The 13779-nt window shown below is 70.0% G+C and carries 11 protein-coding genes and 2 pseudogenes; 4 read left to right on the forward strand and 9 right to left on the reverse strand.

Annotated features, from left to right (window positions below; all coding sequences use genetic code 11):
• Positions 1-127: 127 nt before the first annotated feature.
• Positions 128-658, reverse strand: a complete 531-nt coding sequence (locus ACFYOH_RS39425; protein ID WP_388635912.1) for a hypothetical protein — start codon at positions 656-658, stop codon at positions 128-130.
• A gap of 131 nt (positions 659-789) precedes the next feature.
• Positions 790-3075 carry a SpoIIE family protein phosphatase gene (locus ACFYOH_RS39430; RefSeq protein WP_388635914.1) on the reverse strand — a complete coding sequence of 762 codons (2286 nt, stop codon included), beginning with the start codon at positions 3073-3075 and terminating at the stop codon, positions 790-792.
• Here ACFYOH_RS39430 and ACFYOH_RS39435 point away from each other — a divergent pair.
• Positions 3074-3911: pseudogene (locus tag ACFYOH_RS39435) on the forward strand (sugar kinase). The gene ACFYOH_RS39430 and the pseudogene ACFYOH_RS39435 sit on opposite strands and share 2 nt — an antisense overlap.
• Here ACFYOH_RS39435 and ACFYOH_RS39440 read toward each other — a convergent pair.
• Both ACFYOH_RS39440 and ACFYOH_RS39445 read right to left on the reverse strand, forming a co-directional pair.
• Complete coding sequence (locus tag ACFYOH_RS39440; protein ID WP_388635916.1) at positions 3906-4892, reverse strand: Ig-like domain-containing protein; 987 nt, start codon at positions 4890-4892, stop codon at positions 3906-3908. The pseudogene ACFYOH_RS39435 and the gene ACFYOH_RS39440 overlap by 6 nt on opposite strands.
• A 194-nt stretch (positions 4893-5086) precedes the next feature.
• The gene (locus tag ACFYOH_RS39445; protein WP_388635918.1) at positions 5087-7903 is read right to left on the reverse strand and encodes a SpoIIE family protein phosphatase; all 2817 of its coding nucleotides are present in this window, start codon (positions 7901-7903) and stop codon (positions 5087-5089) included.
• Positions 7904-8016: 113 nt separating this feature from the next.
• Between ACFYOH_RS39445 and ACFYOH_RS39450 the strand changes: the two genes are divergently transcribed.
• Complete coding sequence (locus ACFYOH_RS39450; protein WP_388635920.1) at positions 8017-9135, forward strand: PP2C family protein-serine/threonine phosphatase; 1119 nt, start codon at positions 8017-8019, stop codon at positions 9133-9135.
• A 688-nt stretch (positions 9136-9823) separates the two neighbouring features.
• Here the strand turns inward: ACFYOH_RS39450 and ACFYOH_RS39455 are convergent.
• The 4 genes from ACFYOH_RS39455 to ACFYOH_RS39470 form a co-directional block, all read right to left on the reverse strand.
• Positions 9824-10072: an acyl carrier protein gene (locus tag ACFYOH_RS39455; protein ID WP_388635922.1), complete on the reverse strand. Its 249-nt coding sequence runs from the start codon at positions 10070-10072 to the stop codon at positions 9824-9826.
• Between the two features lie 88 nt (positions 10073-10160).
• The gene (locus ACFYOH_RS39460) at positions 10161-11123 is read right to left on the reverse strand and encodes a DUF1259 domain-containing protein (protein WP_388635924.1); all 963 of its coding nucleotides are present in this window, start codon (positions 11121-11123) and stop codon (positions 10161-10163) included.
• A gap of 371 nt (positions 11124-11494) precedes the next feature.
• Complete coding sequence (locus ACFYOH_RS39465; protein WP_388635926.1) at positions 11495-11914, reverse strand: CBS domain-containing protein; 420 nt, start codon at positions 11912-11914, stop codon at positions 11495-11497.
• Positions 11915-11983: 69 nt separating this feature from the next.
• Positions 11984-12799, reverse strand: a complete 816-nt coding sequence (locus tag ACFYOH_RS39470; RefSeq protein WP_388635928.1) for an SDR family NAD(P)-dependent oxidoreductase — start codon at positions 12797-12799, stop codon at positions 11984-11986.
• Here ACFYOH_RS39470 and ACFYOH_RS39475 point away from each other — a divergent pair.
• Both ACFYOH_RS39475 and ACFYOH_RS39480 read left to right on the forward strand, forming a co-directional pair.
• Positions 12785-12871 (forward strand): annotated as a pseudogene (locus tag ACFYOH_RS39475) (hypothetical protein); the annotation flags it as partial. The gene ACFYOH_RS39470 and the pseudogene ACFYOH_RS39475 overlap by 15 nt on opposite strands.
• Before the next feature lie 91 nt (positions 12872-12962).
• Positions 12963-13073, forward strand: coding sequence for an SDR family oxidoreductase (locus ACFYOH_RS39480; protein WP_388635930.1), 111 nt, complete (start codon positions 12963-12965; stop codon positions 13071-13073).
• 25 nt (positions 13074-13098) lie between these two features.
• Here ACFYOH_RS39480 and ACFYOH_RS39485 read toward each other — a convergent pair whose 3' ends face one another.
• Positions 13099-13410: a hypothetical protein gene (locus ACFYOH_RS39485; protein ID WP_388635932.1), complete on the reverse strand. Its 312-nt coding sequence runs from the start codon at positions 13408-13410 to the stop codon at positions 13099-13101.
• Positions 13411-13779: the final 369 nt, after the last annotated feature.

Consider the following 13779-nt stretch of genomic DNA (forward strand, 5'->3'; position numbering starts at 1 on the left):
GCGAACGACACCGCGCCGGTGCCGGCTCACGCGCGCAGGCGCGTGAGCTCTCGGCGAGGGTGATTGAACGCCCGAGCGTCTCAGGGGCACTGGATAGCACTCGCTCGAGTGAGCTGAGTGCGGAAGTCTAGCTTGGGTCCTCGGTCATGAACTCGGTGACAAGCTCCGCCGGGTTGGCGTGCGAGGTCAGCCGGAACATCGAGTCCGGGTCGAACATGTCGTACAGAATCACCGGGACCGGCCGTCCCAGCGCCTCCACGATCCGGCCACTGTCGTGGAGGTGCCGAGCGGCTGCGACGCACACCTCGTAGAACCACTCGACCAGCCGCTCGTCGCGATCGTCCGGCTCGTCGTCGTCCTCGTACCAGAGCCCCCGCGACTCCGCCTCCCGCCGGTACAACTCCGTACCCTCCGGATCACGCCCGACGCTCCTTATCCCTTCGAGCCCCGTCCGGGGGAAGAACGCGTAGCTCCAGCGCGCCTCCCAGGAATCCGACGCCTGCACCGCCGATGCCGCGGCGTCGGCCTCGGTCGTGTATCCGATGGCCAGGTACGGAAACCGGGGATCCTGATCGACGCTGTCGATACGAAACGTCACCGCGTAAATCCCGCCATCCGGCGGGAACGCTCCGACGACCTCGCCGGCGACCCGTTCCACATGTTCCCGAAACGCCATACGACCCCCTCCTCGGCCAGGCCGAAGATCATAATGCGCCGCCCGATTCACCCTCACACCGCGCCACGGCAAGGTGACGAGTCCGGTGCCGACACCGTGCCCGTCGTCCGCGGCTACCCCGGCGTACCCAGGCGCTGCTGTGCCCAGACCGTCTTGCCCTGCGCGTGGTAGCGGATGCCCCATCCGTCGGCGACGCTCGCGACGATGAAGAGGCCGCGGCCGCCCTCGTCGATCGTGCGGGCGTGCTTCAGGTGCGGAACGCTGTCGCCCGCGTCGCGGACTTCGCAGGTCAGTCGCTCGTCGAGAATGAGGCGCAACCGGTACGGCGGCGCGCCGTGGCGCAGCGCGTTGGCGACCAGCTCACTGACGATGAGTTCCGTCGTGAACGCTGCTTCCGCGCTGACCTCCCACGCTTCGAGCTGTCCTAGCACCGTCGCCCGGACCTCCGGGACGGTCGCGAGGTTCCCGGCCAGCGGCAGCGTCAGCACCTGGTCGGCGGGCAGCCCTCGGGCGCGTGCCAGGAGCACCAGTTTCTCGCTCTCGGGGTGGTTGTCCCGCAGCGTGTAGGCGAGCGTGTCGCTGACCTCTTCCAGCGGCAGCTCCGCTCTCTCGCGCAGCACGGTACGCAGCCGCGGTTCGCGCTGCAGCAGGTTCTCGGTGCCGACCGCGAGGATGGTGCCGGCCGGCATCGGGATCTCGGTCGCGGGAAAGGGGGCGTGGTCGGGGCCGGCCAGCACCGGTCCCGCCGGCGTGGGCAGTCTCTCCGCCTCTGCCCCTGGGCGGACCAGGTACGGCTCGGACAGGCCGGCACGGACGAGGGTGCAGGTGTGGTCGACGGAGTCGTACAGGGCGATCAGGCAGCAGGCGGTCAGCGGCTCACGGTGCAGCGGATCCCCGGCGGGGAGCGCCGCCCGCTCGGAGGCGAGCTGCGCGGCGGTGTCGCTGAGCCGTGCCATCAGTTCGTTCGGCTCCAGGTCCAGCGCGGCCAGTGCGTGGATGACCGTCCGCAGCTGTCCCATCGTGGTCGCGGTGGCGACACCCCGGCCGACCACGTCCCCGAGGACCAGTACCGTCCGGCCCCCGGCCAGTTCGATCGCGTCGAACCACGCGCCTCCACCACCCGACCCCGGGATGTGCATGGGGGCCACTTCCATCGTGGACGGTGCCGACGTCCGCTGCGGCAGGAGCCTGCGCTTGATGCTCGCGGCGATGGTCCGCTCCCGGGTGAAGCGGCGGGCGTTGTCGATGCACAGGGCGGCATGGGCGCAGATGTCCGACGTCAGCGGGATGTCCGCCTCGTCGAAGGGTTCCTCGTCCCGGTGCCGGTAGAAGCTGACCACACCCAGCGCCTCGCCACGCACGGTGAGCGGGGCGACGATCAGGGAGTGCGCGTCCGACCGGACGATGGCGTCGGCCCGCGCCGGGTCCGCCGACAGCCAGGGACTGTCCTTGGTCACGGTGACGAGCCTGGTCCGCAGGTCGTTCAGGACGCGGGAGAAGGGCGTGCCGTCCGGCAGCCGGCGCACGTCCCCCACCGGGTGAGCGGAAATCAGCCCCTTGAAGGCGGCTCGCCGCAACGGCACGTCCTGGTCCACCGGAGCCAGCGGCGGCTCCTCGCCCCGGATGACGTCCTCGATGACTTCGACCACCACGATGCCCGTGAACGCCGGTGCGACCGCGTCCACCAACTCCTGGCACACAGCCACGACTTCCAGCCGCTCGCCTACCGAGGCGCGGACCTTCTCCAGGAGCTTCAGCCGCTGTAGCGCCCGCTCGTGTTCGGTCACGTCGAGCGCCCAGGCGACGAGGCCCAGCACCTCGCCGTCCGCCCCTTCGAGGCGCACGTACGACAGGGAGTAGTCCACGGGTCTGCCCGTGCCCCGCTTCGGCACGGCCCGTACGACGCGCTGCAGCACCGGCTCCCCGGTCCTGAGGACCCGGCGCGCCACTGCGCGCTCCTTCTCGGGATCCTCAGGACCCAGGGCCTCGGGAAAGTCCTCGCCGGCCGGGGCGCCCTCCGCCTCCGGCGGTGCTTCGCGCATGGCCCTGCCGGACCGGACGATGCGGAGATCCCCGTCCAGGACGTGCAGGCCGATCGGCGAGTGGACGAACAGCGTGCGCAGGATCGCCAGATCCTGGGCCGCGGTGCCGTCGTCCTGCTCGTCGCGTACCTCCCACGTGAGCGAGTCGCCGGAGACCACCGGCCGTACGGACACCGCGCCCAGACCCGCCAGCAAGGTCCCGCGTCCCACGGTGCCGTCGCCCCCGCCCATAAGCTCGGCCACGGTGCGGCCCTCAGCCTCCTCCCGGGACCGGCCGAGCAGGTACGCGGCCCGCGCGGACCACTCCAGGATCCGCCCGTCGTCGGTGAGGCGCACGAGCACGGCACCGCTCGACATGGCAGCCCACCTCCGCTCCGGCCCGCGCACACGCGTCCCTTCCATAGTGGGGTACGTGATCGGCTGGCTCACCTCGGGCAGACGGGTCCGCGCCGCCGTGTCCGCCGCCGGAGTGGACGTCTCGTACGTGCGCACCGACGCCCACCACTCCACGGGTCTCCTCGTGAAGGACACCGGCTCGGGCGGCACGCGCGTGCACCACTACAGAGCCGGCTCGGCGGCCTCGACGCTCGGGCCCGAACTGCTGGACCACGAGCCGGTGCGCTCGGCCGGTCTGCTGCACTTCACCGGCATCACACCGGCCCTCTCGCCCCCCTGCCGGGAACTGGTCACAAGGGCCCAGAGCACTCCCGCGGCCCTGCGTCCACTCGCCGTCGGCTTCGATGTCAACCACCGGCCCGCCCTCTGGCCGGACGGCACCGCGGCCACCGTGCTGCGCCGGCTGGCCGACCGGGCGGACATCGTGTTCGTCGGTCTCGACGAGGCGCAGGGTCTGTGGGGCACGGATCTGGCGGTGACCGGTCTACGGCGCCCGCGCCGCCACCGCCCTCACCGGGGACGGCGTCCACACGGTGCCGGCGCTACGGACGACGGTGATGGAGCCCGTCGGCGCAGGCGACGCCTTCGCCGCGGGCTTCCTCGCGGGCCTCCTGCGGGGAGCCGCCCCGGCCCAGGCGCTCAGACTGGGGCACATCACCGCGGTGTCGGCCCTGCAAGTGGCCCCAGATCACGGCCCGTTGCCGGACGCGCAGCAGATCGGACGCCTCCTCGCCCTGCCGGCCCCGGAGCGGGAGGCAGCGTCGAGCGCTGACCGGCGCCGCCACCGCGGCTCATGACAGCGTCGCGGCCGTCCCCTCCCCGGACGCGCTGCCCGCGAGCCACTGGTCCCATGCCAGGTTGAAGTCGGCGTAGCCGTTGTCGGCCGGGGCCTTGGCGCGGGGCGAGCCGGTGATGGTGATGGGGTCGCCCTGCTTGACCTGGCCGTAGAACCACTTGGCGTCCGACATGGACAGGTGGACGCAGCCGTGCGAGCCGCGGGCGCTGCCGCTGCCCGGATTGGGGTCGCCGGTCGAGTAGTGCACGTACGTGCCGGACTGGGTCAGGTGGACGTCCCAGGGCAGCGTCAGGTCGTAGTAGTTGGGGCTGCCCTTGTCGCAGCTGATGCCGACGCTGCAGGAGGTCATGTGGACCTTCTCCTGCTTGTCGATGACGGCCATCGTGCCGTTCCACGTCGGATACTGGGCGCTGCCCGCGTTGATCGACAGGGTGCGCACCAGTTGGCCGTTCCGGGTCACCTTCATGGTGTGGCCGGTCACCGAGACGGCCGCGCGCACGTCGTCGCCGATCGTGAAGGTGTGCGTGTAGTTGCGCACGCCGTAGCGTCCGTTGCCGTTGCCGACGCCCGTCATCTCGGCGTCGATCTTCACCTTCGTGCCGGAGGGCCAGTACGTCTTCGGTCGCCAGTCGGCGCGCCTGTCGCCGAACCAGTGCCAGGCTCCGGCCACCGGCTGCGAGGCGCTCACCTTCATGTGCTTCTCCACCGCGGCCCGTGCCTTTGCCGCCACGGGGTTCGTGAAGACGACCGAGATCGGCATGGCCACGCCGACCGTGGTTCCCGCCTGCGGGGTGATCGTGTCCAGCAGCATCGGCGGGCCCGCGGGCTTCGTCGGTGACGGGGAGGTGCTCGCACTCGGCTTGCCCGAGGCCTTCGCGTCGTCCCCGCTCGCCTTGTCATTGCCGCCGCCGCAGGCACTCGCGCCCACCAGCATCGCAGCCGTGACGAGTGCGATCCCTATGCCGCCCTTGCGCCGTCCCACGACCTGCCCCGCTCTCTCGCTCCTCAGCCCTGACGGGCCCGACTCCCTGTCAGACAGCGAAGGCCCGGGCACAGTTGCGTACGTCGCGTAAAACGTGTCCCAAATCTCGGTACCTCCGTCCGTATGGGAACACCGTCGAAGCGGCCACGCATACAGGCATGCCGAGCGCGCGGCGATCCGGTGGTCAGTTCGGCTCACAAGCCGAGATCATCGAACTGGTCGAGGTCGAACTGGTCGAGAAGGAAGTCGACCGGTGCCAGGCCCGAGGCGGCGGACGTGCCGTCGTGAAGAACCTGCTCCGTCCAGATGACCTTGCCGCGGGTGGTGTACCGCGTTCCCCATCGCTGGGCGAACTGCGCCACCAGGAACAGCCCTCGTCCGCCTTCGTCCGTGGTGGCCGCGCGCCGCAGGCGCGGCGAGGTGCCGCTGCCGTCCGACACCTCGCAGATCAGACAGCGTCCGTGCAGCAGCCGTACGGCGACCGGCGGGGAGCCGTACCGGATCGCGTTCGTGACCAACTCGCTGACGATCAGCTCCGTGGCGAACGCGGAGTCATCCAGCCCCCACTGCAGCAATGTCTCCCGGCAGCGCGCCCGTACCGCGGGAACCAGCGCCGGGTCCGGTGGCACGTCCCACTCGGCCACACCCGAGGGCGGGAACTTCCGGGTGCGTGCCGTCAGCAGAGCGATGTCGTCGCAGGAGTGCGACGGCTTCACCGCGTCGATCACCGCCTGACACGTCTCCTCCGGCGTGCGGTTCCCGGACCCGGCCAAGGCCCGGTGCAGCCTCTTCATCCCGACGTCGATGTCGTGGGTGCGGTCCTCCACGAGGCCGTCGGTGAACAGCACCAGTTGTGAACCCTCCGGCAGGGACACATCCACGGCCTCGAAGGGGTAGCCGCCCAGACCGAGGGGCGCGGAGGCCGGCACGGCAGGGCACATGACCGTCCCGTCCGGGCGCACCACCACCGGCTCGGGGTGCCCCGCACGGGCCATCGTGCAGGTCTCCGCCACCGGGTCGTAGACCGCATACAGACAGGTCGCTCCGGCCACCCCGGCGCCCTCGTGGCGGTCCGCGGCGTCGCCCGTGTTCTCCTCGTTGTCCATGCGGACCACCAGGTCGTCCAGGTTCCCGAGCACCTCGTCCACGGGCAGGTCCAGGGTGGAGAAGTTGTGCACCGCGGTGCGCAGCCGGCCCATCGTCGCCGCCGCGTGCAGCCCGTGACCGACGACATCACCCATCACCAGAGCCACTCGAGTGCCCGTCAGCGGGATGACGTCGAACCAGTCCCCGCCCACGCCCGCCTCCGCGGGCAGATACCGCCAGGCCACCTCCAGTGCGTCCTGCTCCGGCTGCCTGCGCGGGAGCAGGCTGCGCTGCAGCGTCACCGCCATCGCGTGCTCCCGGGTGAACCGCCGGGCGTTGTCCAGGGCCACCGCCGCCCGCGCGGCCAGTTCCTCCGCGAAGGCGAGGTCCTCCGGCTCGAACGGTGGGGAATCCGCTGTCCGGTAGAAGTTGGCCACCCCCAGCGGCACGTTCCGTGCCCGCAGCGGTACGGCCATCAGCGACCGCAACCCGCACTCCAGGGCCTTCCCGGCGCGCTCCGGATCCTGTTCCTGCCAGCCGTGTGCCTGCCGCAGATCCGCCTCCAGCATGACCCTTCGCTCCTGCAGTGCCCGCATCTGCGGCGTTCGGCGGGCGAACGTGATCACTTCGCCCAGCGGATACACCGGCATCATCCGCTGTTCGCCGCCGATCGCCGCCCGGCGCAGATGCCGCCAGCCCTCCGCCGTGGGCTCCCACCCCCGCAGCACCGCTTCGAGCAGATCCACCGTCACGAGGTCGGCGAACTGCGGCACCGCCACGTCGGCCAGCTCCTGGGCCGTACGCTCCACATCCAGCGTGGTCCCGATCGCCACCCCCGCCTCGTACAGCAGCTTCAGCCGCTCCCGCGCGACCTCGGCCCGCCCCGTGACCGCCGCCAGCTCCGTGGTGTCCCGCAGGGTCACCACGCTGCCTCCCCGGTCGGCCTGCGGGTACGTCGGCCGCTTGTTCACCGCCAGCAAGCGGTCCCCCGCGAGATGGACCTCATCGGTGACCGACTCCGGCGACGTCAGCAGACCCATGATCGGCTCCGGCAGCCCCAGCTCCCGTACCGGGCGCCCCTGCGCGTCCGCGGGCAGTCCGAGCAGCTGTGTCGCCTCGTCGTTGGCCAGCACCAGCCGTCCGTCGGCGCCGGTGATCAGCACTCCTTCCCGCACCGCGTGCAGGACCGCGTCGTGGTGCTCGTACAGCTGCACCAGTTCCTCCGGGGCCAGGCCGTGCGTCTGCCGCCGCAGCCGCCGGGACACCAGCGTCGTTCCCGTCACGGCCAGCGCCAGCGCGGCCGCGCCGGTGCCCAGGATGATCGGCAGCTGGGGCATCCAGAGTCCCGCGACGGCTTTGACCGTGATTCCGGCGGAGACCAGGCCGACCACCTTGCCGTGCGCGTCGGTCACCGGGACCACCGCCTGCACGGCCGTCCCCTTGCCCGCGGGCAGTGCCGGCCCGCCGGCCTGCTCGACGACGGTACGGCCCTTCAGCGCCGGTGCGATGGTGCCGACGAACTTCTTGCCGATCTCCCGCGGATACGGATACGTGTAGCGAATCCCCTTCGTGTTCATGACGACGACGAAATCCACACCCGCACGCTTCCGTGCCGCCTCGGCCCGAGGCTGGAGCAACGCCGGCGGATCGCGGCTCTGCAGCGCCGCGGACACGCCAGGAGCACTCGCGAACGACTGGGCCGCGACGACCGACTCCCGTCGCCCCAGTTGCAGAGCGTCACGCGCCGTCTGGAGCAGCATGGCCCCCGCCGCCGCCACGACCAGCAGGACCACGATCAAGACCTGGAGAAGGAACACCTGACCGGCCGCACTGCGCAGGTCCAGCACGGGAGCGCGACGTACGCGTGAGCGTCCGACGGGCGGATGACGTTCCGGGCTCCGAGGAGGCCCGGAAAATACCTCCATACACCCTTGATAGCACCACCGGACACCCTTGATAGCACCACCGGGGAGAAGCCGACGCCGATCCATCCCGTCGCACGGCACGAAGCCCGTTATGCCCCATTAAGATACCTTTTATGATCAGGACCGGACGGCCTCGACGTCACCGCCCTCTGTACGGTGGCCGACCCGAGCCCGTACTGCTGTCCCCCGTGCTTCTCACCGTCCTCATCGCCGCCCTGGCCTTCGCCACCCCCAGGGAGATCGCCTTCAGCCGCCTCCTGCCGGCCGCACCCGCCCTCGCCGCCGCGATGTGGCCCGTACTCTCGACGATCCTGCTGGGGGCGTTCTGCCTGCTGGTCATGATCGGGCTCAGCCTCGTCTACTCCGATCTGGGAACGCCCTACACGGCGGCTGCGATCGTCGCGGTCACTTTGGCGGCCGCCTATACGAGCCATCTCCGACTCCAGCGAGAGGAGACACTCTTCCAGATCCGGCTCGTCGCCGACGCGGCGCAGCAGGTGCTGCTGCGCCCGCTACCGCGCCGGGTCCAGGACGTCGAGATCGAGTCGCTGTATCTGGCGGCCCAGGAGCAGGCCCGCATCGGGGGCGACTTCTATGAGGTCGCCGACACGCCGTACGGGGTTCGGCTGCTCATCGGTGACGTGCGCGGCAAGGGACTGTCGGCGGTGGGAGCGGCCTCCGCGGTGATCAACTGCTTCCGGGAGAACGCGTACGACCAGCCCGACCTGAGGGGCATCATCCATCGCCTGGAGACCAGCATGTGCCGCTACAGCGTCGCGATCCTCGACCCGGACCAGCCGGAGCACTTCGCCACCGCTCTGATCGCCGAGATCCCGTACGGCGGTGGGCACGCGAAGATCCTCAACTGCGGGCATCCCCCACCACTGCTGATGCAGAACGGAGAGATCCGCGTCCTTGAGCCCACTGTTCCCTCGCCGCCCCTCAATCTCGCGGCGCTCCTCGGAGACGACTACCACGTCGACACCTTCACCTTTGCCTCCGGCGACCAGATGCTGCTCTACACCGACGGCGTGACGGAGACCCGGGACCGCACCGGCACGTTCTTCCCGCTGCCGGAGTGGATGCGGCAGCTCGGCCCGGCAGCGCCCCGTGAGCTGCTGGACCAGCTGCACCAGGATCTGCTCCACTACAGCGGCGGAAGGCTCGACGACGACATCGCGGCCGTCGCCGTCCGCAGCAGGCACCCCGTGGCTCAAGAGGGCTCTGCGTAGGTGACCGGAAGCCGGATCGGGGGCCTTCCTCGCGGCCGACCACAGGGGCCCGCCAGACCGCGTGGGACCGGCCCCTCACGGTGGCCGGGCACGGATCACCGCTGAGCTCTCGCCCCGTTCCTGCGGTACGGCATGGACAGCGTCGACGATCGACCTGGCAAGGTGTTCCGTAAGGGGATCCCTCAACGGAACACCGGCCGACGGGAACGGAGCCCCAGGTCAGGTCTCACTCGCGTTCGAGGACGCCGTCGTCGAGGCGCTGCTGAGAAGTGAATCGCACGGTCGTGCCTTTCGGGAGTGCTCTGGAACGGCGCTCCCGGACGACCTATCGCCCGACCGTGACCCTGGAGGGGAGCACCCATGTCGATACTGCGTTCACGGGTACCACCTCCTCGTTCTCTCGCACGGCCTCCGGAAAACTAGCAACGGTCACCGTGGTCCGCCAACGAGTTTTTGCGGAGGCTCCGTGGCCGGATGCCACGGAGCCACTCGCCTGAAGGCCAAGGCCGTGTCGCCAAGGGCTTCGGGCGCCTTCGCCCCCAGCGCGGACCTCGCCGGCGCCACCGGCCCCTCGGCGTGCGTCCACGCCCGGCCGTGCACGAACGTACGCAACCGCCGCGCCCACTCGGCGTCATCGGGCGCAGGTTCGCGGCGCACGCTGAGGGCTGTCTGTCCGGGGAACGGCGGCTCAGGTCCGGTGGCTGAGGATGTAGGCGACAGCATCGCCGACGGTCTGGAGGCTCTTGACGGCCTCGTCCGGGATCGTGACGTCGAAGCGCTCCTCGACAGCCACAACGACCTCGACCATGGACAGCGAGTCGATGTCCAGATCATCGGTGAACGACTTGTCCGGTTGGACGTCCTCCGCCGGGATCCCGGCGATCTCGTGCACGATCTCGGCGAGAACGGCGACGGCGTTCTCCTGAACGACAGTCATGTCATGTGCTCCTTTGCGGATATCGAGAGGGTGTGGCAGGCGGCCTGCGTACCGGACTGCGGGTGTCGGGGGTGTGGTCGCGGGCCGCTCAGGTGCTGGGTGCGTGGAGTTGGTCGAGACCCGCACGCAGGCTGTGGGCCAGGGCGGTGGCCTGCCCGGTTGCCCAGAAGTGCAGGTAGAACAGGCGGGGTTGCTCGTGGAGCATGTGATTGTGCAGCTCGATGATCGTGATGCCCCGGGAGCGTAGTGCCTTGATCACCGGGTTGACCTGGTCGGCCGTCATGACGAAGTCACCGTTGACGGCTGCGCGGCCTGCGCCCAGCGGCTGGAACATCAGCAGGCTGGATGCCTCCATCAGGTACGGCAGGGTCACCCGCGCCCGGGTGTCGGTCACCTTCTGGGTCACGGGGACGTGGAAGTGGTAGGTGCCGTGCTCGATCTCGCCCTTGGCGCCGATGACGCGGTCCAGTGCGGCCGTGTCCAACGCGAGCGGGGAGTGAGTCTCGCTCGGCCGGCGCGCGGGGATGCCGGTGGCGGCCAGCGCGGCGTGCACGGCGTGCGCGATGTGCACCGGCTCGCCGTAGGCGGCGTAGTGCAGCCACCACAGGCGGGGGGACTCCGCCTGGAGGTGCTTGTGGATCGCGGTGATCTCCACGCCGCCCTGTTGCAGGCGGTCGGCCACCTTGCTCAGTTCGTCCTCGGTGAGGGTGGCTTCACCGATCACGACGACCTTGCCGGGCGACGTCTCGTGGAAGGACGCCTCGGCGCCGAGCTCCATCCCCGGGCTCTCGGTGATGCCCGCGTTGACCACGTGCAGGTCGGTGCGCAGCCATTCGGCGGTGTGTACACCGCCGTCCTCAGCGGCCAGCTCCGTGCCGATGGCCTGTTGCACCGCCGTCCAGTTCACGCCCGGCGAGTGCACCGAGGCCGCCTCGATGTCAGCCGGCCCCTCGGGGGTGCAGCCGGAACAGAGCAGGCCAAGGGCGCCGGCCAGGACCGCGACAGCCATCGTGACGCGACCGCGGCAGGGGTGGTGGACGCGGGTGGCCAAGAACGCCTCCTGAATCTCGTCGCTGAGGGCTGTCGTGCGGATTGCTGCCTGGTGGCAGTTTCTGCATCGTGCGGTCCCGAACGACGGCGGCGCGCCACGCGGGCGGCCGCCCGTCACTCCGGTGGGCACTGGCGTGCGGCACGTCGGCACCGACAGCAAGATCTCGTGGATCGGCCGGGCCGGCCGAGCCAGCCGGACCAAAGGCCAGGTACACCGGCACCTACAGCCGGTCCGGTCGGCCCGGCTCGTCAGGCAGGCGGCCGTCCGCCGCGATTCCCATCGCGGCGGACGGCCGTGTCGTGCAGGCGTACGTCGGATACGTCGTAGAGGCAACGAACCATCGACGATCCGCCGTGAGCGGAATGGCTCCCTCAGCGATTCGGTTCAGCGGCGCTGATATCGGCCAGGGCCGAGCCCGGGTCCCTCTCGACGGCCAGGTCGCCGAGGCTGAGGGCACCGACGAGGTGGCCGTCGTCGACGACCGGCAGCCGCCGCAGGGCCTTGTCGCGCATCAGCCGGACCGCCTGGTCCACCGCGTCCTGAGACGAGCAGGTGATCAGGTCGGTGCTGCACACGTCCGCGACCGTCGTGGTGTCGGGATCGCGATGCTCGGCGATGGCCCTGATCACCAGGTCGCGGTCGGTCACCAGGCCCCGGACATGGTCGGCGTCCCCGACGATGACGTCGCCGATGTCCCGCTCCCGCATGAGCCGTGCCACCTCGGTGAGCGGCGTCGTCTCGGTCACCGTCACCGGGTCCGACGTCATGATCTCCCGTACTTGCTGAGCCATGGGTACCTCCACCTGCCTTCCGCGACGGGCACCGGCCTGTGCCCGTGACGGCGGCCGAGTACCCGACCGTCACTTCGGCCACGCCAGGTGCGCCATGCCAACAGGGAGCGTGAGCCGCAGGGTGTCGGCGTCACCACGGCACCGGGCCGCGGTCGTTGTGGAACTGGCCCGTGGGACCGTCGTCGGCGAGATTTGCGAACGCGACGACGACCACGGCGCCTTCGCCGACACCGTCCGGGTGCCCTGTCCCTTGCTCATGTCGGTCGCGACATAGCCGGGTGTCACAGCGTTGATCTTGATGTGCGCGAGATCCGGGTCAGCGGCGAACGCTCGCGCGTACTGGAGTGTGAGCATGTTCAGCGCCGTTTTGGACACCGAGCTGGCGATGCGGTGGGCGGCGTCGCCGCCGAAGTCCGTGCCGGCTGCGGTGAGCGACAACGACGCCGTGGTGCTGGACACGCTCACGATCCGTGGGTGCGCGGAGCTTCGCAGGAGGGGCAGCATCTCGTGCACCATGGTCGCCGCTCCGAGCAGGTTCACCTCACAGACGGAGCGGAACTCGGCGGCGGCCAACCGGGCGGCGGACACTTCGACCATCACACCGGCGTTGTTGACCAGCACATCCAGACGCCCGTACGTCCTGCCGATCTCGTCGGCCACCGAGCGGACATTCTCGGGGTCGGTCACGTCCAGTTCCATGCCTGTGGCCGACAGCCCTCGGTCTGTGAGCTGCCGGGCCGTGGCTTCACCGGCCTCGGCGTCGCGGCTGCCGAGTACCAGCGCGTACACCGCGAAGATCAGAGTCAGTACCACGCTGGAGAAGCTGAAACGCTCCCGGTGGACGTCAATGTCAGCTCTGTCGCCGCCCGCATGGGCGGGATCCACGGCGTCGTCGCCTGTGCGACGACCGAGGGCGCCGTCGAAAGCCTCACCCGGGGCCTGGCCAACGAGGTGGCGCAGGAGGGCAGCCGCGTCAACGCCGTGGCCCCCGGCCTGGTCGACACCGACATGGCCCCGCCTGACCTGGCCGAACCCGCCGAGACAACCGATGGGCCGCCCGGCCCAGCCTCGGGAAGTGGCCGAGGCGGTCGGCCGGCTGATGTCACCGGCGGCCTCCTACGTGACCGGCACGACAGTCACCGTGTCCGGCGGGCGGTAGGAGAAGGCCGTCCTTCGTGCGGGTCTCATTCCCCGGCGCCGACGGCCTCCCGCAGTTGCGGCCCGAGCTCATCCCGTACGTAGACCTCTGGATCCTTGCCTGGCAAGGCACCCTCGACGACCGGAATGTGTCTCTCCTCGGCCGCTGTCCGCAAGTCACTCCGCGATTCCTCAGGCACTCCACCACCGATCACGAGGCCGTCGACCGCGCCAGTCTCCAGCCGCGCCACCGCCTCCTCGTCACGGGTGACGCCTGTCACGTCGAAACCCTGCTGCCGCAGCAGTGAGGCGACGCGGTCGATCAGGGGCCGGTCACGATCGAGGATCAAGATGTGCACGGCGATCTCCCATCAGAGCTGCTGATCTCTCACAACCGTGCCCGTTTCCGATCGCGTACCCGGTCAGGCGGGGCCGTCATCGCCGACCGCCGGCTGGTACTCACCGGGCCGCAAGGTGAACCGGAACGCTGCAAAACCCGATCTGGAGGGGCCGGAGTCGTGACGCTGCCCACGAGAGCGGGATCACATCCTAAAGACGGCCGTAGGCCCATATGCGCCTGAACAGGGAAGATGACTTCTAACTTACCTATTTAGGACATTTTCTCCGTAGTGGGGTAGTACGTCACATCATTGCGTCGCGCTCAACCGGCCCGTAAACATTGCTGTCGTCGCCGGGACACACCGGCCGGACCGAGCGGGACACCGCCG

The sequence above is a fragment of the Streptomyces sp. NPDC007856 genome (genome assembly GCF_042868225.1).
Taxonomy (GTDB): domain Bacteria; phylum Actinomycetota; class Actinomycetes; order Streptomycetales; family Streptomycetaceae; genus Streptomyces.